Origin of the sequence: Asticcacaulis excentricus CB 48 (assembly GCF_000175215.2) — a bacterium.
Classification (GTDB): Bacteria; Pseudomonadota; Alphaproteobacteria; order Caulobacterales; family Caulobacteraceae; genus Asticcacaulis; species Asticcacaulis excentricus.
Genome location: NC_014816.1, coordinates 515829 through 539593, shown reverse-complemented (window position 1 = coordinate 539593; position 23765 = coordinate 515829). Strand labels below are relative to the sequence as shown.

The window sequence follows — 23765 nt, the reverse complement described above, 5'->3', positions numbered from 1 at the left end:
GATGTCGGTCAGCCTGATCATCCCCACCTTCCGCCGCCCGGACGGCTTAAAGACCGCGCTCAACTCGGTCTTTGCGCAGAAGGACGTTGAGGGGGCCGTGAACATTATCGTCTGCGACAATTCCCCGGAAGGGTCGGCGCGCGACCAGGTCGAGCGCCTGACGCCCGGTGCGGGGCAGAGCCTAAGTTATCTGCACGAACCCAACCCCGGTGTCGCCAATGCCCGCAATACGGCGGTAAAGGCCGCGCGTGACCCCCTTATCCTTTTCCTCGATGACGACGAAGAGGCCCCGCCCGACTGGGTGGCAAAGATGCTGTGCGCGCAGCAGGCTTTTGAAGCCGATGTGGTGTTTGGCCCGGTCACCGCGCGGCTTAAAACCGCCGATCCCAGATTTCGGCCCTATTTCGAAGCCTTTTTCTCGCGCTTCGGGCCGGCCTGCAGTGGCCCCATCCCCGACTATTACGGCTGCGGGAATTCGCTAATTCGCCGGACCCTTTTGAGCGGCGACCAGCCCTTCGACACCAACCGCAACATCTGCGGCGGTGAGGATGACAAGCTATTCTACGCCCTGAAACAGGACGGTGCGCGCATGGTGTGGGCGGCCGACGCCTTTGTTTGGGAAGACGTGCCCGACAGCCGCGCCACGCTGCGTTACACCCTGCCGCGCGCCTTTGCCTATGGTCAGGGGCCTTCGACCTCGGCTATGGCTGGCACGCCCAAAAAACCGCTGACCTGCGCCTACTGGATGCTCAATGGGCTGGTACAGGCGGTGTTGTTTGGTGGGGCCGGGCTAGCGCTTTACGCGACAGGCTCAAAAGCCGCCGCGCGTATCCTCGACAAGGGCGCCCGTGGTCTTGGCAAACTCATCTGGTTTCACAAGATCGGCTTTTACGGCACGGCCTTATTGAAACCCAATCCGGCAGGACGCTGATGAACGACATTCTCACCTGGACCGACGCGCACAAGGCGGGCTTTGGCCGTGAAAACCTCACATTCACGCACAACCTGCACAACAGCCCGCTGTTTACCGACGAGGCGCTGATCGCCCTGATCGACCGCTATCCGCGCGACAAGCTGGAAGTGTTCACTATGGGCTATGACCCGACCAACTGGGGGCAGTGGTTCCTCGGCCGGCGCGGCGTGCATGACGGACGCGCGCTGATGGAAGGCGTGAAGGCCGGGCGGTTATGGCTCAACCTGCGCAAGGTCAATCATTCGGATGCCGATATCGGCGCACTGTGTGAGGCCATGTTTGGCGAAATTCGCGCCAAGACGGGTGTCAGCACACTGAAGGAAGATTTGGGCCTGCTGATCTCTTCGCCTAACGCCCACGTCTTCTACCATCTCGATATCCCGCTGGTGACCCTTTGGCAGATACGCGGCGTCAAGCACGTCTATGTCTATCCGCCCAAAGACCCCTATGTCTCCGATCATGACCTCGAAGGCGTGGCCTTGCGCGAATCGGATGAGCAGTTGCGCTTTGATCCGGCGTGGGATGCCGAGGCGATGAAGGTCGAGTTCGTGCCGGGGCAGATGTTGACCTGGACACAGAACGCCCCGCACCGCATCGTCAATCAGGACTCGGTGAACGTGTCCTTGTCGATCGAGTTCATGACGCCGGCCGCGATCTGGCGCGCGAATGTCATCTACGCCAATGGCTGCCTGCGCCGCTGGCTGGGGCTGAAACCCACTCTGGCAAAGTCCCCCAGATGGCTGGAGCCGTTCAAGGTGGTGTTTGCGCGGCTGGTGAAAATGGCCGGCGGCTATAATGGCAACAAGTCGCCCCTCACTGCGCGCTTTACGCTGGACGAAACCCGCCCCGAAGTCCTGCACTTCGATGAGGGGGTCGAAGTGCCCGTGCCGTCAAAGCGGGCAGCCTAGCCCTCATAGCTCGCGAGCGTGCTGGGGTATAGCAAGGGCGAAAAGACAGCTTTCCCAAGCGATGGGAGCGCACGACGCGCGGCGCCGGATGCGGTGGTAGAGCTTATGTTTAAGTTCAAAAGCCTGAGCGGATGGTATTGCCAAGGCCCCCTACCACCGTGCCCTTCGGGCGCGGCCCCCTCACGGCATGATGTGCGAGCAGGTTAAAGGCTTAGAGGCTTGGTGATGCCACCGGAGTGGGTTCGTTCGGCGCAGCTTCCGGGGTGGCAACAATCAGCAGGTCGGCCTTGAACTTGTCGGAATGACGGTCGCCGTGTTCGTCGAACCAGTCGCAATAGACGTAGTTGTCGAGATCGACATTGTTCACGGTCATGGCCGGGCCGCCGGATTTGAGCTGAACCGTATCGCCAATCATATAACCCATACTATCCTCCATAGTCTGAAGGATCATCAGGCCTGTCGCTGCACAAAAAAGCGATATGCCGGGTACACCGCCTGTAAAAGTCTTCAATTTGGATGAGATCGAAGGAGGCTTGCGTCCGCCCGTATATGATACGGGCAGGCCAAGCCGACGCCTAGATCGACATATTTAAGAGTTCACCAGGGCCTGAAGTGTTTGGAGAGCTTCAATCCCTGTTTCTGGTAGTGTGAGCCGCCTTGTCCGTAGAGCTGTTCCGGCTTGGCCACTAGCGGCTCATAGACCAGACGCGCTACGGTCTGTCCGTGTTCGAGCAGGAACGGCGTTTCGTGGCAACGCACTTCCAGCACGCCTTTTGATCCGATGCCACCCGCCTCTTCCGTGCCGAAACCCGGATCGAAGAACCCGGCATAGTGGACGCGGAATTCGCCGACGCTCGGGTCTATGGGCAGCATTTCGGCGGCCTCATTCGCCGGAATGACCACGTCGGTTTGCGAGGCGAGGATATAGAATTCGCCCGGATCGAGCAGCAACTGACCCTTATTCTGATAGAGCGGTTCCCAGTAGTCGCGCGGATTATGGCCATCAACTTGGTCGAGGTCGATGACCCCGGCGTGGCGGCGGGCACGATAACCGACCAGATCACCGGTCATCAGGTCCACGCCGCAATCGGCCGTGTAGAGCTTGGGCACCTCACCCGTTTTAAGGCGCAACTGGTTAAGGCGCGTGCCGGTGCGGGCCAGCACAGAAAAGGTCTGCGGGGCGATCTCAACATAGATCGGACCTTTGTAGCCTTGGCGCACATCGTCAAACAGGTCGCCGAAATCTGACAGCAACCGCACGAAGACATCCACCCGCCCGGTCGAGCTTTTGGGGTTAGCGCGCGCAGAAACCCCGGCCGGCAGGCTTAAAAATTCCTGCAACTCAGCGATATAGACACAACCCGATTCGAACACCGCGCCACGCGTCAGGTCCATTTCGTGCATCACCACGTCGGGCAGGCGGTCCATCACCCGCTTGCCGCGCGGCAGGTAGGAGGCGCGCACGCGCCAGGCCCTCGCCCCCAGCCGCAGGTCGATTGACGCCGGCTGAATCTGGTCGGCATCGAGCGTTGAGGCGCTCATAATAGCGCTCTGATCAACCAGTTCACGGATGGATTGCAGCGGCAGGATACCGGAGACGCTCATCAGGAATCTTAACTTTCTTAAAGCAGGGAGGCGCATTTAAGCGGCGGAAACATAATGCGCAAAGAAAAACTGACACAGGACGCAAAGCGCCTTATTCTGCGGCCATGATCTATACCGCCACCACCGACGGCGTGACTGTCAGCGTCCGCGTTCAGTTCGTCCCGCGCAATGACGACGCCATCCGCGCCCACAAATGGCTGTGGACCTATAACATTACCATTGCCAATGCCTCCGACCGCGCCCTTCAGCTCAAAACCCGCCACTGGCGCATTACCGATGCGCTAGGCCGCGTTCAGACGGTCGATGGCGAAGGCGTGGTCGGCGAAACTCCGCGCATTTGTCCTGGGGAGAGCTATAGCTATGCCTCAAGCTGCCCGCTTGATACGGACTCCGGCACCATGGGTGGCCATTATATGTGCGTGACGGACGATGGCGAATGGCTAGCCGTGCAGGTGCCGCTTTTCTCGCTGGATGCGCCCCAAACCAAGCGCGTGCTGAATTAGGATTTTGATGGGACTGAACCCTGAGCCGCTTGGCTTGTTCAACACCTGTCAACCATTTCAGCGGACCCTCGGCTTAAAACCACATAATCGCCGAGGAACCGCCCATGACGCAAGCCGCCCTGTCTGGCCTGACGCCTGTGTCCGCCGAGACGACGGATACGGCCTCCGCGCATCAGGTCATTCACCGCATCTCGGACATTGCCGGTTCCGTAGGGCTCGAGCTTCTTTCGGTGTCGGGCAATATCGAGACAGTGGTACGCCGCCATGCCGATCAGACACGCGCCCTGAAGACACTGGCGGACGCGGCGGCTGAGGTGTCCGCGCAAAACGCCCGTCTGGTCGATCTGGCCCGTGAGGCCGAGGGCCGGCTGGATCAGTCGGCACGCGACACCGAAAGCCGCGTCTCACAAGCCATCGGGGCCATGGAACACTGGGTCACGAGCGCTGAGGGGCAGGCCTCGCGTATTACCGCCTTATCCAGCAGCCTCGCCTCGGTGGCCCAGGTGGCGCGGTCCATCGAAACTATCGCCTCCAACACCAATCTTCTGGCGCTGAACGCCACCATTGAAGCCGCCCGCGCCGGTGAGGCCGGACGCGGCTTTGCGGTCGTTGCCGCCGAGGTCAAGGCTCTGTCGGCGCAGACACGCGAAGCCTCCCGCCACATCCAGCAAACCTTGTCAGCCCTGACGCAGGAAATCGAAACTCTGACGCAGATCAGCGAGGACAATCTCGATATGGCGCGCGCCGTATCCGGGCAAGGCGCCGGCAAACCCTCAGGCACGCAATCGTCTCAGGACTCATCTTTGGCCGGTATCGGCGAAGCCTTTGATCAGGCGCGTGAGACCCTTCGGGCGGTCACCGAAGGCGCGGGCCGCATTGAGGGCCGTTCCGGTGAAGTGCGCGAAGGTCTGGGGCAGTTGTCTTCCGATGTCGCGCAACTGGACACCTTGCTGACCGGCGGTAGCGAGCGACTTGAAAAGGTAGCGATGGACGCCGAGGCCATCATGCAACTGACCTCATCGGCGGGTGTCGAAAACGCCGACAGCGCCACCGTGCGCAAGGCCGCAGACGCCGCCCTACGCGTCAGCCAGATGTTCGAAGCCGCTTTGGCCGGGGGCGAGGTCACTCAGGCCGATCTCTTTGACGCCGATTACCGCCCCATCCCTGGCACTGACCCGGCCCAGTTCATGACACACTTCGTCGCCCTGACCGATCGTCTGCTGCCTGATCTTCAGGAGACCATCCTCAGCAGCGACCCTCAGATTGCCTTCTGTGCCGCGGTTGATCGCAATGGGTTTCTACCGACGCACAATCGCAAATTCTCTCAGCCTCAAAGGCCCGACCATCCGGAATGGAACACCGCCCATTGCCGCAATCGCCGCCTGTTCAACGATCGCGTCGGCCTGCGCGCCGGGCAAAACAGCGGCCCGCCTCTCGTGCAGGCCTATCGCCGCGATATGGGCAATGGCGAATTTGTCATGATGAAGGATATCTCTGCGCCCATAATCGTGCACGGAAGACACTGGGGTGGATTTAGAATCGGTATCCGGCTTTAATTTTTTGCCATAGCCGCGGTTTTCGTTTTATCGTTCTGTGACAGAAGAATGGATGCCTCGCATGCCGGCCCACGCGGGCGCGGGTACAAAGAGCGTCGAAACACAGGACACTGCATGGCCAGCCTGCCTACCGCCACCCGTCTTAAGGCCGCCGTCGGGTTCGCCAGCCATATTGGCCGGCGCGAGGATAATCAGGACTTTGCGGCCTCGTGTCTGGCCGATGACGGGTCGCATCACGGGCTGGTGGCGGCGCTGGCTGATGGCGTCGGCGGACGCAAGGGTGGTCGGGTCGCGGCGGAACTAAGCGTGCGCTCCTTCATCGACGATTATCTGAGCCAGACCGAGGCCCTGTCGCCGCAAAAGACCGCCGGTCGGGCGCTGGAGAGCATCAACTACTGGCTCCACCGGCAGGGACAGAAGGACGAAAACGTCCGTGGCATGAGTTGCGCCTTCACCGGCGTGGTGATCAAGGGCAACCGCCTGCATTCCTTCCACGTCGGCGACACGCGGCTTTACCGCTGGCGCGAGGGCTATCTGGGGCAGATGACGCAGGATCACAAGCCCGAAGGCGGCGAGGATTCGCCCTACCTTACCCGCGCCATCGGCTTCGAAGAGGTGGTGCGTATCGACTACCGCATCCACGACATCTTCCCGCACGACCGGTTGTTGCTGTGTTCCGACGGGATGCACGCCAAGGTGCCGGAAGCCCAGATCAACGCCATCCTGTCCGAACGGCTATCGGCCGATGATACCGCGCAAAAACTGGTCGACATGGCCATCAGCAATGGCGGCGATGACAACGCCACCGTGCTGATCATCGACATCTTCGAACTGCCCCCCGCCACCGTTAAGGACCTAGATGCCGCCATTTCGCGCCTGCCGATGCGCGAACCGCCGGAGGTGGGCGAAATCATCGACGACTTCAAGCTGGAGGTTATGCTGGCCGACGGTATGTACAGCCGCGTGTTCAAGGCCCGCGACCTGTCGGCCACCGGGCCGCTTTCAACCGTTGTGCTCAAATTCCCCAAACCGCACAATCTAGGGGCCGAAACCCTCGCCCGGCAGGCCTTTGTGCGCGAAACCTGGGTCGCCAGCCGGGTGCAGCACATGTGGATCGGCTCGGTCCTGCAACTGCCGCCCAAACGTCAGACCTGCCTCTATGTGGCCCAACCCTTCTATGAAGGCGAAACGCTGGAAAAGCGCCTGTCGCGCAAACCGGCTATTGGGTTGAGCGAAGGCATTGACATCGCGACCAAGCTCGCGAAGGCGCTGGGCTCGCTGCACCGGGCGGGCGTCATCCATCGTGACGTCAAACCCGACAATGTGATCCTGCTGAAAGATGGCGGGCTGAAATTGGTCGATTTGGGCTTTGCGCGCCTGCCAGCGCTCGACGAAAAAACCGGCGTCCTGCCCCCGGGCACCAATAACTACATGGCGCCGGAACTGTTCGAAGGTCAGTGGGGTGACGAGCGTTCGGACATCTTCGCGCTCGGCGTCACCCTGCACCGACTGTTTACCGGCGGCACCTTCCCATATGGCGAAAGCGAGCCCTTCACCAAGCCGACGCTGAAACGTCCGGACCTTCTCACTCACAAACGCCATGATGCACCGGGCTGGCTGGAAAGCATCATCCTTCAGTCTTTGGCACCCAATCCGGATGAGCGTTTTCAGGACGGGTTCGAAATGGCGTTTACACTGGAAACCGGCTCTTACGGTGTCAATCCTGCCTCGATCCGCAAGGCCTCACGCTTTAATCCGGCGCGCCCTTGGCAGATGGCCACGGCGGTACTGACGGCGCTGGTGCTGATAATGGGCGCGATGCAACTGGGACTGATCCACGGACCCGACGTCGAAGCCGCGAAGACCTTCCTACGTGAGCATGGGTTTCCGGAGTTGAACTAGGCTCGCGTTACGTTCTTATCTGTTGCCCCTATGTCATACACCCAGGCCCCGATACGGGAGGGTTTGGCGGCCTCGTCGGCGGTTAGGCACTGGTAGGAAAAGCGGCGATAGGCCAGGGCTCGGCCTTCACGTGCGCCTCGCCCAGATTGCGGCCTTCGACAACGCAGACGGCAAGTCTGAGGCCGCACCTGTTTTCGCCTTGCGGGTCGCAGCCCCCCTCGGTCCCGGCCACCAGAGGGTTCATCTGCCGACTGGCGGCGTCTGCGCAAGCGAAGGCCTCGCAGTGCTGACGACATTTAAAGGCATCAACGCCGTCGAGGCGCACCTCAATACCGCCCACGCGCAGGCCATTGCCGGCTGCGCCCTTCGCTTCGCCTCTGAAGGCCTCGGTGGCCGATTAGGGGAGCTGTGATGCGGATGGGGCAGGTACACGTCGCCACGGCGGCCGGCGTCAGCAGGCCAGCCCAACGCCTCAGCGGGAATTGTCCAGTTGCGCGACCACCACCGGCGCGCCCTTTTTCAGCGGCATATAGGCCGAAGAGATCTCGCTAAGCGGCACCGGCCCCTGCAGCAGATAGCCGAAGCCGAACATAATAAGCATAAGATAGCGCAGGGCCAGCGGGTCGCCCTTGGCCATACCGGCCTTCGCCTTGCCGATTTTCAGATGGGGCTGTTTCATCTTGTGGCGCAAACCGATCAGCACGTCGGGAGTGACGCCATTGTCGAGCGCCAGTCGGGTGTTGATCTCGGTAAAGCTCGGCTGTTTGAAGCCGCGCAGGTTCAGCACGGCGGCGATGGCGGCCACCACAAGGCCCGCGGCCAGTACACCCAGATGCCCCAACGGACTCAGGGCCGCAAACACACCCCACTGGGCCGCCACGGCAATCGCGCCGGCCAACAGCAAAAACGGCGTCAGGGCGGGCAGTATTTGCTCCCAGATCATCACCACGTGCGTCCAGAACAGCGCCCGGTTCAGCTTCGATAAGGGTTTTGTCCGTTGCAACTTCATGCCGTCCCCCAAAGACGTGCGGATTTAGTCCGCACGTACCCTATGCGGTCTTAACCATTCCGGCAAGACCTCGCGATTCATCATCTCTTCATAGGAGGGGCGCGGACGCACCACAGCCCAGTCTGTGTCCCGCACCAACACCTCAGGGGCGAGTGGCCGCGAATTATACTCGCTACCCATCACCGCCCCATATGCCCCGGCTGACATGAAGGCGACCAGATCACCTGCCTTCAGCGCCGGTAGGTCGCGGCCGCGGGTAAAAGTGTCGCCGGTTTCGCAGACCGGGCCAACCACATCATAGGTGGCGGTTTCATTCGTTTGAACCGCCACGACCGGACGGATGTCATGATAGGCGTCGTACATGGCGGGGCGGATCAGGTCGTTCATCGCCGCATCGACGACCAGAAACTTTTGGCCTGAATCTTCGCGCTCATGGATATGGATGACGCGCGACACCAAAATCCCGGCATTCGCGGCGATCAGACGACCTGGCTCAAAGGTATAGCGTACCCCCAGATTGCCGACCGTTAGCGCCACCATCTGGGCGAAGTCTTCTGGAGACGGCGGTTCGGACATATTGAAATAGGGCACACCCAGTCCACCACCAAGATCGAGGCGCTCGACGCTCAGGCCGCCAGCGCGCAGTTCTTGAACCCAACCCCTCATCTTCGAGAACGCCGCCTGCATGGGGGCAAGGTCGGTGATCTGGCTGCCGATATGGCAGGCAATGCCCATCGGCGCGATATTCGGATCAGCGGCCGCCTGACCATAAAGGGCGATGGCTTCGCGCGCCGACACGCCGAACTTGTCCTTGGCGCCGCCAGTGGTGATCTTGGCATGACCGCCTGCACCAACGCCCGGATTGATGCGGATGACAATCGGGGCCACCAGGCCCAGAGACGCCGCGACGTGGCTGAGGCGTTCCAGTTCGGGCTTCGATTCGACATTGAGCTGATAGATGCCGGTCTTCAGCGCAAAGGCCATTTCTTCGTCGGTCTTACCCACGCCGGAAAAGACAATGCGTTCTGGCGGGATGCCTGCGGTCAGCGCCTTGCGGATTTCGCCCTCGGACACCGTATCGGCCCCAGCCCCCTGCTCCGCCAGCGTTTGCAGCACGGCCAGATTGGAATTGGCTTTGGTCGCATAGGCGATCAGCGGGGCTTCGTTTTTGGGGCTTTGCAGGGCGTCTTGCGCCCAAAGGGCCTGAGAGAAGACCTGAAAATGCCGCTCAAAGGTGGCGGAAGAATAGACGTAGAGCGGCGTGCCGACGCGCTCGGCCAATTCGCGGATGGATACGCCCTCGGCGTGCATCTCGCCGTCACGGATATCAAAATGATTCATATGAAAACAGGTTCCTGTGAGGCGCAAGCCCCCGCCACCATCGTCGTCATGCGCAATGGTCGCCCTCCCCGACTCATCGGGGAGGCAAAAAAGATTACTGGCGCTGAGCGTTACCGGTGCCCTCAAGCGGGGCGTCGGCAACCTTGGTGTTTTGCTGATAGGGGTCGGGCATTTCGTTCTTGAATTCTTTGCGCGGCAGGGCGCGCTCGGTCGCCTTGCCTTCGGCCTCAGCCTTCTTTTTGGCCGTAACCTCGTCCTGCGCGCGTTTACCCCACAGAGGCGGCGCGCGTTCCAGATCGCCTTGTTTGGCACAGGCGGTCAGACCCAGACCGGAGATCGCGGCCAGCACCAGGGCGGCCTTCACAAATGAACGCGATACGGTAGCGGTCATGCCAAAATTTCCTTCCAACGCTGGATCTGTTCACGCACCCGCACAGGCGAGGTGCCCCCATAGGACAGGCGCGAAGCCGCCGAGGCTTCGGGCGTGAGGACACTATATACGTCTTCGGTAATCCCCGCCTCCAGTTTTTGCAGATCAGCGAGTGACAGTTGCGAAAGGTCCACACCCTGCCCTTCGGCCAACTTGACCGCCGCCCCGGTAACATGGTGCGCATCGCGAAACGGCATGTTGAGATTACGCACCAGCCAGTCGGCGAGGTCCGTTGCTGTCGAAAAGCCCGATGAGGCTGCGGCTTTCATACGCTCCAGATTGGCGCTTAAGTCGCGCACCATGCCGGTCATGGCCGCAAGCGCCAGATCGAGCGATTCAAAAGCCTCAAATACGGGCGGCTTGTCTTCCTGCATATCCTTGGAATAGGCCAGAGGTAGCCCCTTCATCACCGTGGTCAGCGCAATCAGCGCCCCGTTAATGCGGCCCGTTTTGGCGCGCACCAGCTCAGCCGCATCGGGATTGCGCTTTTGCGGCATAATGGAAGAACCGGTCGAGAAAGAGTCCGAGAGGCGGATGAAGCCGAATTGCGGTGTCGTCCAGATGACGATTTCCTCGGCCAGACGCGACAAATGCCCGGCGCAGATGGCGGCGTGGCTCAAGGATTCCAGCGCGAAATCGCGATCGGAAACACCGTCCAGACTGTTGGCTGTCGGGCGATCAAACCCCAGCGCTTCTGCGGTCATGTGGCGGTCGATGTTGAACGGTGACCCGGCCAGAGCCGCGGAGCCCAGGGGGTTTTCGTTCATGCGCTTTCGCGCGTCTTCAAAACGCGTGGCGTCACGGCCAAACATTTCGACATAGGCCATCAGGTGGTGGCCAAAGGTCACGGGCTGCGCCGGCTGCAGGTGGGTGAAACCCGGCATCAGGGCGTCGGCATAGTCTTCGGCGCGCGTCACAAGCGCCTTTTGCAGATCACGCAGTTGCGCAATCGTGTAGTCCACGCGGTCGCGCACCCACAGGCGAAAATCGGTCGCCACCTGGTCATTGCGTGACCGCGCCGTGTGCAGACGGCCGGCCGTCGCCCCGATCAACTCGCGCAGACGCGCTTCGACATTCATATGGATGTCTTCGTATTCGGCGCGGAAAGGGAATGTCCCGGCTTCAATTTCACCGATGATGGTTTGCAGGCCGGCGTCGATCTCCTGCGCCGCCTCGGCGCTGATGATACCCTGTCTGGCCAGCATGGCGGCGTGGGCGCGCGATCCGGCGATGTCCTGGGCCCACAAACGTTTGTCAACCTCGATTGAGACGTTGATGGCTTGCATAATGGCGTCAGGTTGGGCAGAGAATCGTCCACCCCACATTTTCTGCCCGGCGGAATTGGGGGATTGCGAAGGATCGGTCATGAATGAGCCTCTGGACGAAAACACGGACACGGCGAACGCCGAAGCGAAGGCCCCGCAGACAGAGCGGACCAAACCGCCGCGCAAGCTGAAATTCAACCTGATCGTCGCGGGACTGCTGGTCCTGATAATCGCCGTCTCCGTAGCGGCTGTGGTGCTGTTCCGTCAAGCCGAGACTGACGGCACAGTGGCCGCCGAAAGCGGTCCAGTCGCCGAAGGGCCACTCAAGTCTTACGCCACCGGCGCCTTGGCCAAGCTGGAGACTCACGCCACCGCGCGCCCCATCGAGGACATCAGCTTTCTTGATGGCGAGGGCAAGCCGGTCAAACTGTCGGATTTCAAGGGCCGTGTGGTGGTGCTGAACGTCTGGGCGACATGGTGCGCACCGTGCAAGGTCGAGATGCCGACACTGGCCAATCTGCAAAAGGGCTACGACCCGCAAAAGGTGCTGGTCCTGCCGCTGAGTATCGACAAGGCCGAAGACAAGGCGGCGGTCGAAAAGGAATTGAAGCTCAGCGGCGGCCTGCCCGTCTATATCGACTCCGAAATTCAGCCGATGAGCAAATGGGGCATTGTGGGCATGCCGACAACAATCATCCTCGATAAAAACGGTCAGGAAGTGGCGCGCCTTAGCGGGGAAGCCAAATGGGATGCCGCGGAGGTCAAGGCGCTCGTGGACGCGCTGGCTAAGTAACCAGGGTCTCACTTTATAGGGCAGTCGGTGGGCACCCGCCACCACCTCACTCACGCGGCTCGGACTGTCCGCCTCCCCGGCAATTCGGGCGGCGATTCAGCGAATGGCCACGAAGCGCCCGTGGCTGAGACAGCGCCACACCCATTCGAACGGGCCGTAGCGAAATACGCGTAGCCACAAGGCGCTGGCCACGATCTGAAACAGCCAGATGCCGACCACGATCGGCACCATCTGCGACAGCGACAATTGCCCGTAGAGGCCCAGCCCGCGTCCACCATAGAAGATCGCCGTCATGATCAGCGACTGGCTGAGATAGTTGGTAAAGGCCATGCGCCCGACTGGGCTCAACAGGTTCGTCACCCCCTTCACCACCGGCAGACGGCTCAGCAGCATCAGGGCGCTGGCGTAGCCGAGACTGACGAAGATACTCAGGAACTCCGCTGCCGCGCGATGCGAGCCATAGATTTCGGGCTCCGGGAAATTTTCGCGCAAGATGATCAGGTTCTGCCAACCGATGACCGCCAGCGCCAACGCCCCCAAAATGATCGCCACAACATGCCACAGGGTGCGTCGCGCGTCGAAATAGCCCCCCTTGAACAGGCCCAGTCCAATCATCATAAGGCCGATGACCTTGGGCGCAAAGACCGCGATCTGAGAGAATATGCTCATCGCCCACATGACGAAATTGGCGTGCAGGGATTGGGCAAATGTTCCCTGCATCAGGCGGATCGTTTCGGCAAAGCTCAGGCCGTCGCTGCCGCTGAGGGCCTCCCCCAGTTGCTCACGCGGCACAAAGCTCAGGATAAACCCTGCTCCGACCACCATAAGCCCGCCCAGCGCCCAGGCGAAAATCCCCCAACGCAACAGATGCGGCGTACGGATGGTCAGGATAAAGAACAGGCCGCACAGGGCATACATCAGCAGGATATCGCCGACCCAAATGGCCGCGCCGTGCCCCACGCCGATCAGAGCCAGCCAGACCAAACGCCGAAAGCGCACGGTCTGCATCACCGGCGTTGCCGGATCGTCTTTCTGCCCAACCAAAAACAAGCTGATGCCAAACAGCATGGCAAAAAGGGTCAGGCATTTCGACTCGAAAAAGGTATGGATGACCCACCACGCCTGACGGTCGGCGTCGCTCAACGCGATCGTGGCGCGCGCCGGGTTCATATACACTTCCAGCGGCCAGCCGAAAGCCGGGGCATTGACGATCAATATGCCCAGCAGCGCGAACCCGCGGATATAGTCAAGGGCGGGATAGCGCTCGGCACTCATGCGGCGGGGGCCTCTTTGATGGCCTGCAGCGGGCGCTTGAGCAGGATCAGTTGGAACAGCATGGCGGACGGCACGGCCAGCAGGACCTGACTGGCGACCATCGGCACAGCCACGAGCGCAAAGACCAGCAGATTACTGAAACTCAGTTCGAAATTCTGGCTGAGGGTCAGGTTGCTGAACGCCATGACCGAGCCCAGAGAACAGACGAGGAAGGCACAGCCGATCACATGGCCGACCGCGTGCACGCGGTTTTTCGGCCCCTGGATGAGCCATAACGACGTCGCACACACCATCCAGAACAGCGACAGGCCCATCTGACGCGCACCTTCCGGTGCCGCTAGCAGGCCCTGCGCCGCAAAGACGCGCGCCGCAAACCACACGCAAGCGTGCAGGATCGACGCTGCCAGCAGCGCCAGACTGAACCACAAGAAAAGCGGGCGGCGGGCCGTGAGCAAGCAGAACTTACCTTGTCGGAACGGGCTTTTCGCCGCGATAATCATAGAAACCGCGCCCGGTCTTTCGACCATACCAGCCGGCCTCAACATACTTCACCAGCAGCGGACAGGGGCGGTATTTGGAATCCGACAGACCGTCATAGAGCACGTTCATGATGGCCAGCACCGTATCAAGACCGATGAAATCCCCCAACTCCAGCGGCCCCATCGGGTGATTGGCCCCCAGTTTCATGGCCGTGTCGATGGCTTCGACCGTCCCCACCCCTTCGTACAGGGTGTAGATGGCTTCGTTAATCATCGGGATCAGGATGCGGTTGACGATAAAGGCCGGATAATCCTGCGCATTGGCGGTGATCTTGTCGAGGCTTTCGGCAAAGCGCACGGCCGCCTCGTAGGTGTCGGTCTCGGTAGCGATGCCGCGGATGATCTCGACCAGCTTCATGATTGGCACCGGGTTCATGAAGTGCAGACCGATAAACCGCGTCGGACGGTCCGAAGCCGTGGCCAGTCTCGTGATCGAGATGGACGAGGTGTTCGACGCCAGAATGGCTTCGGGTTTCAGGTGTTCGGACACCGACTGGAAGATGGCCTTCTTGATGTCTTCGTTTTCGGTCGCCGCTTCAATGACCAGATCGCAGTCGGCCAGTTCCGAGGCCATGGCTGCCGGCTTAACCAGCTTAACCGCGTTGGCGGCTGTCTCAGCCGTGATGATGCCCTTTTCGACCGACCGGGCGATACCCTTGTTGATCTTTTCGACAGCCTTGGCGAGGGCAGCAGCCTGCTGATCGTAGAGGAAGACTTCGTAGCCAGCCTGCGCGCATACCTGCGCGATGCCCGACCCCATTTGCCCGGCCCCGATAACGCCGACGACTTTGATCTCTGTCATTTTGAACCCGCGGTACTTGTTTTTATGGAAAGAGCTTAAACCGCCCCACCGGGTAATCAAGGGTTACAATAAAAAATCCCCGGCGCTGATACGCCGGGGATACGGTAGGGAGGCAATGGCGGGGTCTTAACCCAGCGCCTTGAGCAGAGCCGGGACGGCGGTCTTATAATCCTCAACCAGACCGAAGTCGGCGACCTGGAAGATAGGGGCCTCCGGGTCCTTGTTGATGGCGACGATGACCTTGGAGTCCTTCATACCCGCCAAGTGCTGAATGGCGCCCGAAATGCCCACGGCGATATAAAGCTCCGGGGCCACGACCTTGCCGGTCTGCCCCACCTGATAGTCGTTGGGGGCATAGCCTGCATCGACCGCCGCGCGCGAGGCGCCGACCGCAGCGCCCAACTTGTCGGCCAGAGGCTCCAGTACGGCCTTAAACTCATCAGCCGAACCCAGCGCCCGGCCACCAGACACCACCACCTTGGCGGCACCCAGTTCCGGGCGATCCGAGACGACTTTTTCGTCCGACACAAAGCGCGTCTTCAGCGTCACCGCCGGAACCGCTACGGCGGCGACCGCCGCCGAACCGCCCGTCGCTGCCACCGGCGCAAAGGCCGTCGGGCGCACCGTCAGCACCTTTTTCGCGTCCGACGTTTTGACGGTTTCCAGTGCATTGCCCGCATAGATGGGGTGGACAAAGGTGTCGCCCGCCACAACTTCGATGACATCGGAAATGATCGAAACGTCCAGCGCCGCCGCAATGCGCGGCGCGACATTCTTGCCCGACGCCGTGGCGGGGACGGCGATGACGTCATAGCCCGCGGCCAGTGACACGATCAGGGCTGAAACGGCCTCCGCGATGTCGGCCTTCAGCTCGGCGCTTTCGGCGGTGAGCACCTTGCGCACGCCCGCCGCCGCAGCGGCCTGAGAGGCCACGCCAGCCGCGTCGCCATAGACCAAAACGTCGATATCTCCCGACAGATTTTGCACTGCCGTGATGACCTTCAGCGTCGTGTCGCGCAGGTGCGCGCCGTCGTGATCGGCAATAACCAGAACTGCCATCAGAGAACTCCTGCCGTCTTGAGGTTAGCGATTAGGCCGTCAGCATTATCGACCTTGATACCCGCCGACCGCTTAGCCGGCTCGGTGACCTTGACCACCGTCAGACGCGCCGCCGCATCAACGCCGTAATCGGCCAGCGCCTTGGTATCGAGTGGCTTCTTCTTTGCCTTCATAATGTTGGGCAAGGAGGCGTAGCGCGGCTCATTGAGGCGCAGGTCCGTGGTAATGACCGCCGGAAGCTGAACGCCGAGCGTTTGTAGACCGCCATCGACTTCACGGGTGACGAGCGCTTCAGAACCGGAAATCTCAACCTTCGAGGCGAAGGTTGCCTGCGGCCAGTCAAGTAGGGTCGACAGCATCTGCCCCGTGGCGTTGTTGTCGCCGTCAATGGCCTGCTTGCCCATCAGGACGATGTCCGGATTTTCTTGAGCCACCACGGCCTTCAGAACCTTGGCCACGGCCAGGGGTTCAAGGTCCTGATCGGTTTCAACCAGAAGGCCGCGATCGGCCCCCATGGCCAGGGCTGTGCGCAGGATCGCCTCGCACTGCGCCACGCCGATGGAGACGGCGACGATCTCGGTCACTGTGCCCTTCTCCTTGAGGCGCACAGCTTCTTCGACGGCGATTTCGTCAAAGGGGTTCATGGCCATCTTGACATTGGCCAAATCGACGCCGGTCTGGTCAGACTTGACGCGGACCTTGACATTGTAGTCCAACACCCGCTTGACGGGTACCAGTACCTTCATGGTGAGCTTTCCTCGCAGCAAGCTATAATTCGATGACGTTTACTGACGCCGCTGACCCTCAAAGTCAATCGGTGTCGTGGCGGAAACCCGCGCATTTTATTGGCTTTCCGATCTCAGCGGTAACCATTTCGCTTGCCTGAAGCGCGGTTTGAAGGCATGGAAACGGGCACTCAACGGATGGTGCTCCCCTTATGAAAAGCGACAAAAATCTTATCCTTCGCGTCAAGTTAATCGCGCTGGGGGTCTTCATAGTGGCCAGTATCGGCATCCTGGTTTACGGCGGGCTTTACGAGATGCCCCGACGCAAGTGTGAGGCGAATGGCGGCTGGTGGTCGGACAAGTACCGCGCGTGCAAAACGCCGGTCTATCTACCGATTTTGACCAAACGTAAGCCAGGCGAGCCGCAAAAGATTCTGTGGCCCACCGAAGACGCTAAAGGGGCGTCTAACGGTTCACCCAAACCGGTAGATCAGCCCGAAGTTTCGTCGGCATCGGCCAGCGCTTCGGCCGCATCCAGGTAACACCAAGGGTCATTGAAAATAGCTCTTGGTATGCTTTTCAAAGATTTCTCATGTGGCGGACACATATGAGACAATCTCGAGAGAGCGCGTTTTCAAGAGCCCCATACCGTCCGCATTTTCGCCCGTGGGGATAAGGTACAAACCCCTTAAACCTTACCGGGCACCCACAAAACATCGGCGCGGCCCTGATCATTGGCGTGGCGCGCCAGGACGAACAGCAAGTCCGACAACCGGTTGAGATAGGTCGTAACCGGTGGGCTTACCACCTCATGGGCCACCTGCGTCAGCGCCACGCAATCGCGCTCGGCCCGCCGCGCAATGGTCCGGGCCAGATGCAGATGCGCGCTCAAAGGCGAGCCGGCGGGCAGGATAAAGGAACTGAGGGGCTCCATCTCGCCATTATAGAGATCTATCGCCTGTTCCAGCGCCTCCACGCGCCGCGCATCCAATCGCAGCGGCGTCCAGCTTTTAGGCTGACCGTCATCGGGCACGGCCAGATCGGCCCCCAGATCGAACAGATCGTTCTGCACCTGCGCCAAAAGCGCATCGACAGCGCCTTCCGCAAACAGCCGCGCCACGCCCAGCGCCGCATTGGCCTCATCGACGCTGCCCATGGCTACGACTCGCACATCGGTCTTCAGCCGCCGTGCCCCGTCGCCCAGACCGGTTGTTCCGTCATCGCCGGTCCGCGTGTAAATCCTGTTGAGCTTAACCATAGAAGGCTCAGTGCCCCGCCTTCCACCAGGCCAGCAGACACAGAAGGCCGATGGCTACGGCCTGGAGCATGACGCGCCACTGCATCAGCTTGTTTGACCAGCGCTCGCCAAACTTGCCGCCGCGATAGAGGCTGAACACGCCTATGCCCAGTACAACAAGGACCGCAAACATCGCCAGCAAGGCGGCAATCAGAAGAAAGGTGCTCATCGCGGTCTCACTCAGCAACAGGCTTTGAGAATAGCCGGTCTTTTTGAACCATGTTAACGCCGAAAAATCCAGACCGCGATGCGTGTTGTCTAAAACAATGCACCGAGGGAATTCTCCGGACGGGCCACTTCATGTTATAGGATTACACTTTTTTAGAGGTCAGGTCTATTTTTTGCCTGTTTTTCGGCGTAATGAAGTTCTGTATACGACGGAATGAACGATCATTCTCGTTATAGATGCATCAGACTTCACCCCAATGGGTGTGGTACGCGTTTCTCACCGAATTCCCTAGGTTAACGCCCTTTGGGGCTTGCCCTAAAGACCCGATAGGCATTAAACCGCGTAACCTATTGAATTCCCTAAAACCCCAACCCATTTATGGGTATAGGTTCCATCCGGCGGCCCGCACCGCCCTCAACACAGCTCGATAAATGAACATGTATCAGGCGTATGAACTGAAAGACAAACTCACTCAGGAAGAGACGGCACTCCCCCTGGGCGCGCGCGCGCGCTCCAAGGAACTGAACCGTCTCAAAATCCTGGCCTCCGCCAAAGCTCTGTTCCGGGAGCGCGGCTATGAGGCAGCCACCTTACGCGACATCGCGCGTGAAGCCGGTCTCTCCACAGGTGCCGTTTTCGCCAACTTCGCTGACAAGAACGAGATCTTCGTGAAAGTCGTCGAAGAAGAAACCGCGCGCGTCATTACCTCAGCCATCGACGCGCACGATACCACGCGCCCGCTGGCCGACCGTCTGCACCATCAGCTTATGGCGGCCTATGAAGCGGCAGAGGGCAATGCGCGCCTGATCCTGTCGGCCTTCGTGATGAACTGGAGCGGTCAAACCACCGACGCCGAAGCCAACGCCGGTCTGGCCGATATCGCCAGCCTCACTGACATGACACGTCAGGTGATCCTGGAGACTCTGCGTCACGCCCAGAGCGAAAAGGAACTGCCGGCCAAGGCCGACATCGAACATGGCGCCGAGATCATCGAAGACCTCACCTTTGCCAATCTGCGCCGCGCCCATCGCGACGGTCAGACCTTTGTCTCCATGGGCGAGCGTCTGCGTTTTCAGATCGAACTCATCGTGTCCGGCCTGAAGGCGGCGTAGGCCAACTCTCACCTCCCATGAAAAAGCCGCCGGAGTATATCTCCGGCGGCTTTTTCATTTCTGGCGCTGCGGCTGATCAACTGGTCCATTTGAGCGTGGCCGGTTTCAGCGGGTTGGCGAAGGGGCGTTCTTCGGAGCGGTGCGCCATCCACTCCCTCTTGAGCTGCTGGTACCACTTGGCCTGTGTGTCCGCGTCGTCGATCCACAGGAGTGATGGATCGTATCTCAGCCCTTCGTTTTGCAGATTGACCATGTCGCCGTCCTGCTTGAGGAAAGCTCTAGTACCGAATTTGAAGATCGGCGCAATGGCGCGGAAAATGGCGTGATCGGACCAGAATATCTGCGTGATGCGCGTCCTTGTGGCGTGCACCGGCGTCAGACAGGTGAGGCCCAAAATCTGCCGCTCCCCAATCTCGATATGCTCATAGCGCACGCCCGGCAGGCGGAAGGTGATCTCGGTTGCCGGGGCCCCACCCAGAATACGATAGGCGCGCGAATTTTTCGACGGCGCGTGGCGCACCATCGCAAAGCCGAACTCACGCGGCTCAAAAGCCTTGGCTTTTTCAAGCTGCTTCTTAGAGGAGCGCCACCACCATTGCTGATGGACATAGGGGCCGTGCGCCGGGTCCATCAGCCCCACGACCGCGTGGTCGATGTGGCTATCGAAATCCATGCTCTCAACGATAATGGGTTTGCCACCGACCACACCCGGCAGCATAGGCGGCTCGTGGTCGGGCTCAGCCGGGCGGCGCGCATCGGCGGTCATGTAGATCCAGACGATGCCCTGTTGCTCCTTAACCGCATAGGATCGCACCCGAATGCGCTCGACGTCCATCGGCTGATCCGCGGTCAGGGAAGGCACAGCGGTGCAGCCGCCATGAGTGCCAAACGTCCAGCCGTGATAGGGGCACTGGACCACCGGCTGACCGGTCTTGGGGTCAGGGATCATTTTGCCGGCGGACAAGGGCGCGGCGCGGTGTGGACAGATGTCGCGCATCGCATAGGCCTTACCCTGCGTGTCGCGCGCCAGCAGCACCGGCTCCCCTAAAATCTCATACCGTTGCAGCTTACCGGGCTTCAGATCGTGCGCCAGCGCCGCAAAATACCAGGCGTCGCGGAGGAAGCCCTGTCCGAAGACAAGACGTTCTTTGGCGATGGGCGGGGAGGACTGATCAGGCATAGGCAAACGATATCACAGAATGAGCGAAACAGTGACTATAGTTCAGCGCCCTCTGTCGCCAAAAGCGATTATTTGTCGCACCAGTTAACCGGCAAACGCGCCTAGCGCAGCGAGGAAGCCTTCGTTTTCGTAATCCTTGCCAATGGTCACGCGCAGGCAGTGCGGTAGACCATAATTGGCGACATGACGCACGATAAAGCCTTTTTGCATCAGGTGCTCATTGGCGCGTACGGCCTGCGCTTCGTCGGCGAAGTGGATCAGGACGAAGTTGCCCTGACTCACATCAACGCGGTAGCCCAGCGCCCGCACCGCCTGATAGAAGCGCGGCCGCCATTGCAGCACCTGCGCGCGCGACGCGTCCAGATGCGCCTGATCGGCCAGAGAGGCGATGGCGGCGTATTGAGCCGGGAGGTTGATATTGAACGGCATACGGATGCGATCGAGCGCCTCGATCACCCGCACTGGGGCATAGCCGAATCCGACGCGCAACCCGGCCAGTCCGTGGATCTTCGAGAAGGTGCGCGTGACGATCATATTGTCGCAATTGCGCGCCAGCGCAAAGGCGCTTTGATAGGTCGGTTCGTCGGCAAACTCCGCATAGGCTTCGTCGATGACCAGCAGGATGTGCGGGGCCAGACGGCTGCGCAGGTCAGCGATCTCTTCCGGTGTGTTCCAGGTGCCGGTCGGATTGGCCGGGTTGGAGATATAGACGATCTTGGTGCGCGCATCGACCAGCTCCAAAAGGCGCTCGATTTCGACGCGCTGAGCGGGTTCGGGGGCCAGACGCACCTCGGCCTGACAGGCTTCGGCGCTGATGCGATACGCAAGAAAGCCGTGCTCACCGGTCACGATATTGTCCCCGGCCTCAAGCCAAGCCTGATTGAGCACGCCGAATACCTCGTCAGAGCCGTTGCCAAAGATCAGGCGTTCCGGCTCAAGGCCGTGATAGGCAGCGACGGCCTCGCGCAGCGGGGCGGCGTGACCGTCGGGATAGCGAAACAGCTTGGCACGGGCGGCTTCGAAGGCCTCGATGGCCTTAAGCGAACTGCCCAGCGCATTTTCATTGGACGATAGCTTGGTCGGTTCGGCCACGCCCTCGATCTTCGACTTGCCCCCGACATAGGCGGCAATCTCCCAGATACCGGACTTGGGTTCAGGCTGGGAAACGGGGGGCGAAACGGTATCCATCGGGGATGTTCCTGCGCGTGCGAATATTTACTGGGTGCTGGTTAGCACCACGCGGCAGCAGGTTCAATGAGAGGAATCAAATCCGCGGCGAGGACCCGATCACGCCGGACAAAGACCCCAGCGCCTTTTCGGCCTTGGAGTCGAGGCGGCTGTCATCTTCCTGCACAAAACCGGACAAGCCAAAAAGCTTCATCCCACCGGTTGAGCACAGCCATTCGGCAGCCAGACCGCGTTGCCCGAGAAGCTCGGTCAGCGCGGCTTCGGACAGGCGGCTGTCGCTCACCCAATAGCTAACATCATCACCGGTCGGCTCGGGTTTCAGAGCGGCGATGGCAAAGCCCTTTGGGCGTTCTGGCGTGCGTTCCGGCAGGGCGCAGATCACCCGCACCTGCGGCTCGGCCAGAAGCCGCGCCCACCACGCGCCGGCGCGCGGATCGAGGCTCAGGATACCGATGTGGCGGGGATCACGGGCCGCGGCGATGACCTGCACCGGCTCGGCCAGACCGCCCTCAGAGGGGGCGGCCCCGAAACGTTCGCGACTCCATTTGACCAGTTGCCCCGAAGCGTCACCCGCCCAAAAATCAAGGTGAAGACCACCCTGACCTTCACCTTGAATGCGTAGCGATTCCGAGATCAGTTCACGCCAGATGGCGACCACGGCCGCATCCGAAGCGGCTACGCGCGGCTTACCCGTCAGCTTGCGCAGCAGCATGGCTTCGCGGTCAGGGCGCAGCAGGCAGGCATTGGCGTCACCGCCCTCACGCGCCTTGGCCGCCGCAATGTCACCCGCCAGCGCCGAGCGCTCATCGACCAGACGAAGAAGCTCGGCATCAATCGCGTCGATCCGCAGTCGCAATTCACTCAGCGACAGGGGCGACGGTGGGGTCTGCGCGCGGGCATTGAGGGCCAAGCTCGGTCTCCGTGACCCGGTGGCGGCATCGCCGGTGGGGTCTTTTTAAAACTATACACAGCCACCCCCTTGGTTTCCAAAGATACCAAAGTGTAGCTCTGCCAATTACAGTACAAAACGCCGGATTTTACAATATAGATAGCGCATCTAGCGAATAACTGGTGCCGCCGCCACCCGCAGCGGCCCCACATAGGCCCCGCCCTCACGGAAAACAAAGTCGAGCTTCACCGGCTTATCCGCCGTCATTTTTGTGCCGACAAAGGCGCGCGCCAGCGGTTCGTATTCTGCCGAGATCAGCCCCGCCCCAAGCAGAAAGGCAAACGGGTCACCCGTGCCCTTGACCTCCAGCCCCAAAGGTCCGCTGAGCGCTAAATTCGGGTCGAGCAGCAGGGCCTCAGAGCGGCCAAACACCTCAAGCTCGCCCACATGCAGCGAGGCCTGCACCTGACGCACGGCCCCGCCGGCCTCGCGCCAGCCATTCAGATCACCGCGAAATTTGGAGGCCTGCGCCATCTGACCCTGAAAGGCCATGTCAAAATTCTGCCCCTGACCCAGTCGCCCCAGCAAGCTCTGCGGATGCGCCTGAGCACCCGACGCACGCCAGATGAAATCGACCGTATCCACCCCGTCCTTTGTCGGCGTCACGCGGCCTTCAAGGCGCTGGGCGCTTTGCAGGACGAAAGGATGTTCAGGCTTAGACGGCGTAAAGGTGGCGTTCAGACCCTCAAGGCCGATGGTCTGTAAGGGTTGCGTCCAGCCCGACACGCTGACGCGCAGGGCGTCACCGGTGACGGCGACCTGCCCCAGATCGCTCTGATCCGCCCCCTGTCCACGATAGAGCGTTAGGCCCTTGGTGGCGACAAACATCCAATTGTCGAGCGCAAAGGCCGAGGCCTCGGCCTCCAGCGCCGGAACGGCCAGTCCCTTGCCATTGGGCGCGATCAGCCGCACGTCTTTCAATTGAAGGAACATCCGGAAGGGGTAGCCCTCCACCCTGAACGGGGAATGGGCGACCTGATAGCCTTTTGACGTCAGGGTTTTCACCTGTTCGGCCAGCCGCGTTTCGATCTGATGCGCCGTGTAAAACCAGTAGCCGCTCCATAGCAGCGCCCCGATCAGAAACAGCCCGATGGGCAGGAACAGACCCAGCCGCGAGTGTTTTTTGGGGGGAGGGGTGAGCGCGGGGACGTCGGTCATTCAGGGCTCCAGGCAACCCCCTCTCCC

26 protein-coding genes are annotated in these 23765 nt (G+C 60.8%); 9 read left to right on the top strand and 17 right to left on the bottom strand.

What is annotated here, in order from left to right:
- The first annotated feature begins 1 nt into the window (after window position 1).
- Together ASTEX_RS02530 and ASTEX_RS02525 are read left to right on the top strand one after the other, a co-directional pair.
- Window positions 2–931, top strand: a complete 930-nt coding sequence (locus ASTEX_RS02530) for a glycosyltransferase family 2 protein (protein WP_013478042.1) — start codon at window positions 2–4, stop codon at window positions 929–931.
- The gene (locus ASTEX_RS02525) at window positions 931–1881 is read left to right on the top strand and encodes a hypothetical protein (RefSeq protein ID WP_013478041.1); all 951 of its coding nucleotides are present in this window, start codon (window positions 931–933) and stop codon (window positions 1879–1881) included. The genes ASTEX_RS02530 and ASTEX_RS02525 overlap by 1 nt, the downstream gene beginning before the upstream one ends.
- A gap of 211 nt (window positions 1882–2092) precedes the next feature.
- Here the strand turns inward: ASTEX_RS02525 and ASTEX_RS02520 are convergent, their stop codons facing one another.
- The gene (locus ASTEX_RS02520; RefSeq protein ID WP_013478040.1) at window positions 2093–2305 is read right to left on the bottom strand and encodes a YodC family protein; all 213 of its coding nucleotides are present in this window, start codon (window positions 2303–2305) and stop codon (window positions 2093–2095) included.
- A gap of 173 nt (window positions 2306–2478) precedes the next feature.
- Window positions 2479–3486 (bottom strand): 2'-deoxycytidine 5'-triphosphate deaminase, encoded by a 1008-nt coding sequence (locus tag ASTEX_RS02515; protein WP_013478039.1) that lies wholly within the window; start codon window positions 3484–3486, stop codon window positions 2479–2481.
- A 104-nt stretch (window positions 3487–3590) separates the two neighbouring features.
- On the opposite strand from ASTEX_RS02515, the gene apaG reads away from it, so the two are divergent.
- The 4 genes from apaG to ASTEX_RS20225 all read left to right on the top strand — a co-directional run bounded on the left by apaG (window position 3591) and on the right by ASTEX_RS20225 (window position 7859).
- Complete coding sequence (apaG, locus tag ASTEX_RS02510) at window positions 3591–3989, top strand: Co2+/Mg2+ efflux protein ApaG (protein WP_013478038.1); 399 nt, start codon at window positions 3591–3593, stop codon at window positions 3987–3989.
- A 104-nt stretch (window positions 3990–4093) separates the two neighbouring features.
- Window positions 4094–5545, top strand: a complete 1452-nt coding sequence (locus ASTEX_RS02505) for a methyl-accepting chemotaxis protein (RefSeq protein WP_013478037.1) — start codon at window positions 4094–4096, stop codon at window positions 5543–5545.
- A 114-nt stretch (window positions 5546–5659) separates the two neighbouring features.
- Window positions 5660–7447, top strand: a complete 1788-nt coding sequence (locus tag ASTEX_RS02500) for a bifunctional protein-serine/threonine kinase/phosphatase (protein ID WP_013478036.1) — start codon at window positions 5660–5662, stop codon at window positions 7445–7447.
- A 130-nt stretch (window positions 7448–7577) separates the two neighbouring features.
- Window positions 7578–7859: a hypothetical protein gene (locus tag ASTEX_RS20225; protein WP_144004592.1), complete on the top strand. Its 282-nt coding sequence runs from the start codon at window positions 7578–7580 to the stop codon at window positions 7857–7859.
- A gap of 60 nt (window positions 7860–7919) precedes the next feature.
- Here the strand turns inward: ASTEX_RS20225 and ASTEX_RS02490 are convergent, their stop codons facing one another.
- The 4 genes from ASTEX_RS02490 to argH form a co-directional block, all read right to left on the bottom strand.
- Window positions 7920–8456: a DUF4175 family protein gene (locus ASTEX_RS02490; RefSeq protein WP_013478035.1), complete on the bottom strand. Its 537-nt coding sequence runs from the start codon at window positions 8454–8456 to the stop codon at window positions 7920–7922.
- 24 nt (window positions 8457–8480) lie between these two features.
- Window positions 8481–9797: a diaminopimelate decarboxylase gene (gene lysA / locus ASTEX_RS02485; RefSeq protein WP_013478034.1), complete on the bottom strand. Its 1317-nt coding sequence runs from the start codon at window positions 9795–9797 to the stop codon at window positions 8481–8483.
- Between the two features lie 94 nt (window positions 9798–9891).
- A complete protein-coding gene (locus ASTEX_RS02480; RefSeq protein ID WP_013478033.1) occupies window positions 9892–10188 on the bottom strand; it encodes a hypothetical protein in 297 nt (98 codons plus the stop codon).
- Window positions 10185–11552 carry an argininosuccinate lyase gene (argH, locus tag ASTEX_RS02475; RefSeq protein ID WP_049781675.1) on the bottom strand — a complete coding sequence of 456 codons (1368 nt, stop codon included), beginning with the start codon at window positions 11550–11552 and terminating at the stop codon, window positions 10185–10187. The genes ASTEX_RS02480 and argH overlap by 4 nt, the downstream gene beginning before the upstream one ends.
- Window positions 11553–11592: 40 nt before the next feature.
- On the opposite strand from argH, the gene ASTEX_RS02470 reads away from it, so the two are divergent.
- Window positions 11593–12285 carry a TlpA family protein disulfide reductase gene (locus ASTEX_RS02470; RefSeq protein ID WP_013478031.1) on the top strand — a complete coding sequence of 231 codons (693 nt, stop codon included), beginning with the start codon at window positions 11593–11595 and terminating at the stop codon, window positions 12283–12285.
- A gap of 96 nt (window positions 12286–12381) precedes the next feature.
- Here ASTEX_RS02470 and ASTEX_RS02465 read toward each other — a convergent pair whose 3' ends face one another.
- From ASTEX_RS02465 to ASTEX_RS02445, 5 genes are all read right to left on the bottom strand, one after another.
- Window positions 12382–13560 carry a DUF418 domain-containing protein gene (locus ASTEX_RS02465; protein ID WP_013478030.1) on the bottom strand — a complete coding sequence of 393 codons (1179 nt, stop codon included), beginning with the start codon at window positions 13558–13560 and terminating at the stop codon, window positions 12382–12384.
- Window positions 13557–14015 carry a hypothetical protein gene (locus ASTEX_RS02460; RefSeq protein WP_041658451.1) on the bottom strand — a complete coding sequence of 153 codons (459 nt, stop codon included), beginning with the start codon at window positions 14013–14015 and terminating at the stop codon, window positions 13557–13559. The genes ASTEX_RS02465 and ASTEX_RS02460 overlap by 4 nt, the downstream gene beginning before the upstream one ends.
- 7 nt (window positions 14016–14022) lie before the next feature.
- Entirely contained in the window at window positions 14023–14901 is an 879-nt protein-coding gene (locus ASTEX_RS02455; RefSeq protein WP_013478028.1) for a 3-hydroxybutyryl-CoA dehydrogenase, read from the bottom strand.
- Window positions 14902–15027: 126 nt separating this feature from the next.
- Window positions 15028–15960, bottom strand: a complete 933-nt coding sequence (locus tag ASTEX_RS02450; protein WP_013478027.1) for an electron transfer flavoprotein subunit alpha/FixB family protein — start codon at window positions 15958–15960, stop codon at window positions 15028–15030.
- Window positions 15960–16706, bottom strand: a complete 747-nt coding sequence (locus tag ASTEX_RS02445) for an electron transfer flavoprotein subunit beta/FixA family protein (RefSeq protein WP_013478026.1) — start codon at window positions 16704–16706, stop codon at window positions 15960–15962. The genes ASTEX_RS02450 and ASTEX_RS02445 overlap by 1 nt, the downstream gene beginning before the upstream one ends.
- 191 nt (window positions 16707–16897) lie before the next feature.
- Here ASTEX_RS02445 and ASTEX_RS19165 point away from each other — a divergent pair, with 191 nt between their 5' ends.
- On the top strand, window positions 16898–17227 hold the full coding sequence (locus ASTEX_RS19165; RefSeq protein ID WP_013478025.1) for a hypothetical protein: 330 nt from the start codon (window positions 16898–16900) through the stop codon (window positions 17225–17227).
- 146 nt (window positions 17228–17373) lie between these two features.
- Here the strand turns inward: ASTEX_RS19165 and ASTEX_RS02435 are convergent, their stop codons facing one another.
- Window positions 17374–17943, bottom strand: a complete 570-nt coding sequence (locus tag ASTEX_RS02435) for a cob(I)yrinic acid a,c-diamide adenosyltransferase (RefSeq protein ID WP_013478024.1) — start codon at window positions 17941–17943, stop codon at window positions 17374–17376.
- A 7-nt stretch (window positions 17944–17950) separates the two neighbouring features.
- Window positions 17951–18151, bottom strand: coding sequence for a twin transmembrane helix small protein (locus ASTEX_RS02430; protein ID WP_013478023.1), 201 nt, complete (start codon window positions 18149–18151; stop codon window positions 17951–17953).
- A 431-nt stretch (window positions 18152–18582) separates the two neighbouring features.
- On the opposite strand from ASTEX_RS02430, the gene ASTEX_RS02425 reads away from it, so the two are divergent.
- The gene (locus ASTEX_RS02425) at window positions 18583–19263 is read left to right on the top strand and encodes a TetR/AcrR family transcriptional regulator (protein ID WP_013478022.1); all 681 of its coding nucleotides are present in this window, start codon (window positions 18583–18585) and stop codon (window positions 19261–19263) included.
- A gap of 76 nt (window positions 19264–19339) precedes the next feature.
- Here the strand turns inward: ASTEX_RS02425 and ASTEX_RS02420 are convergent, their stop codons facing one another.
- The 4 genes from ASTEX_RS02420 to ASTEX_RS02405 all read right to left on the bottom strand — a co-directional run bounded on the left by ASTEX_RS02420 (window position 19340) and on the right by ASTEX_RS02405 (window position 23738).
- Window positions 19340–20443, bottom strand: a complete 1104-nt coding sequence (locus tag ASTEX_RS02420; RefSeq protein WP_013478021.1) for an aromatic ring-hydroxylating oxygenase subunit alpha — start codon at window positions 20441–20443, stop codon at window positions 19340–19342.
- Between the two features lie 84 nt (window positions 20444–20527).
- Entirely contained in the window at window positions 20528–21631 is a 1104-nt protein-coding gene (gene hisC, locus ASTEX_RS02415; protein WP_013478020.1) for a histidinol-phosphate transaminase, read from the bottom strand.
- A 76-nt stretch (window positions 21632–21707) separates the two neighbouring features.
- Window positions 21708–22541 carry a chorismate mutase gene (locus ASTEX_RS02410; RefSeq protein ID WP_013478019.1) on the bottom strand — a complete coding sequence of 278 codons (834 nt, stop codon included), beginning with the start codon at window positions 22539–22541 and terminating at the stop codon, window positions 21708–21710.
- A 147-nt stretch (window positions 22542–22688) separates the two neighbouring features.
- Complete coding sequence (locus ASTEX_RS02405; protein WP_013478018.1) at window positions 22689–23738, bottom strand: DUF2125 domain-containing protein; 1050 nt, start codon at window positions 23736–23738, stop codon at window positions 22689–22691.
- Between the last annotated feature and the right edge of the window lie 27 nt (window positions 23739–23765).

Coding starts and splice junctions, on each gene's coding strand:
- ASTEX_RS02530 (WP_013478042.1), top strand. CDS start 2: ATGTCGGTCAGCCTGATCATCCCCACCTTCCGCCGCCCGGACGGCTTA.
- ASTEX_RS02525 (WP_013478041.1), top strand. CDS start 931: ATGAACGACATTCTCACCTGGACCGACGCGCACAAGGCGGGCTTTGGC.
- ASTEX_RS02520 (WP_013478040.1), bottom strand. CDS start 2,305: ATGGGTTATATGATTGGCGATACGGTTCAGCTCAAATCCGGCGGCCCG.
- ASTEX_RS02515 (WP_013478039.1), bottom strand. CDS start 3,486: ATGAGCGTCTCCGGTATCCTGCCGCTGCAATCCATCCGTGAACTGGTT.
- apaG (WP_013478038.1), top strand. CDS start 3,591: ATGATCTATACCGCCACCACCGACGGCGTGACTGTCAGCGTCCGCGTT.
- ASTEX_RS02505 (WP_013478037.1), top strand. CDS start 4,094: ATGACGCAAGCCGCCCTGTCTGGCCTGACGCCTGTGTCCGCCGAGACG.
- ASTEX_RS02500 (WP_013478036.1), top strand. CDS start 5,660: ATGGCCAGCCTGCCTACCGCCACCCGTCTTAAGGCCGCCGTCGGGTTC.
- ASTEX_RS02490 (WP_013478035.1), bottom strand. CDS start 8,456: ATGAAGTTGCAACGGACAAAACCCTTATCGAAGCTGAACCGGGCGCTG.
- lysA (WP_013478034.1), bottom strand. CDS start 9,797: ATGAATCATTTTGATATCCGTGACGGCGAGATGCACGCCGAGGGCGTA.
- ASTEX_RS02480 (WP_013478033.1), bottom strand. CDS start 10,188: ATGACCGCTACCGTATCGCGTTCATTTGTGAAGGCCGCCCTGGTGCTG.
- argH (WP_049781675.1), bottom strand. CDS start 11,552: ATGTGGGGTGGACGATTCTCTGCCCAACCTGACGCCATTATGCAAGCC.
- ASTEX_RS02470 (WP_013478031.1), top strand. CDS start 11,593: ATGAATGAGCCTCTGGACGAAAACACGGACACGGCGAACGCCGAAGCG.
- ASTEX_RS02465 (WP_013478030.1), bottom strand. CDS start 13,560: ATGAGTGCCGAGCGCTATCCCGCCCTTGACTATATCCGCGGGTTCGCG.
- ASTEX_RS02455 (WP_013478028.1), bottom strand. CDS start 14,901: ATGACAGAGATCAAAGTCGTCGGCGTTATCGGGGCCGGGCAAATGGGG.
- ASTEX_RS02450 (WP_013478027.1), bottom strand. CDS start 15,960: ATGGCAGTTCTGGTTATTGCCGATCACGACGGCGCGCACCTGCGCGAC.
- ASTEX_RS02445 (WP_013478026.1), bottom strand. CDS start 16,706: ATGAAGGTACTGGTACCCGTCAAGCGGGTGTTGGACTACAATGTCAAG.
- ASTEX_RS19165 (WP_013478025.1), top strand. CDS start 16,898: ATGAAAAGCGACAAAAATCTTATCCTTCGCGTCAAGTTAATCGCGCTG.
- ASTEX_RS02435 (WP_013478024.1), bottom strand. CDS start 17,943: ATGGTTAAGCTCAACAGGATTTACACGCGGACCGGCGATGACGGAACA.
- ASTEX_RS02430 (WP_013478023.1), bottom strand. CDS start 18,151: ATGAGCACCTTTCTTCTGATTGCCGCCTTGCTGGCGATGTTTGCGGTC.
- ASTEX_RS02425 (WP_013478022.1), top strand. CDS start 18,583: ATGAACATGTATCAGGCGTATGAACTGAAAGACAAACTCACTCAGGAA.
- ASTEX_RS02420 (WP_013478021.1), bottom strand. CDS start 20,443: ATGCCTGATCAGTCCTCCCCGCCCATCGCCAAAGAACGTCTTGTCTTC.
- hisC (WP_013478020.1), bottom strand. CDS start 21,631: ATGGATACCGTTTCGCCCCCCGTTTCCCAGCCTGAACCCAAGTCCGGT.
- ASTEX_RS02405 (WP_013478018.1), bottom strand. CDS start 23,738: ATGACCGACGTCCCCGCGCTCACCCCTCCCCCCAAAAAACACTCGCGG.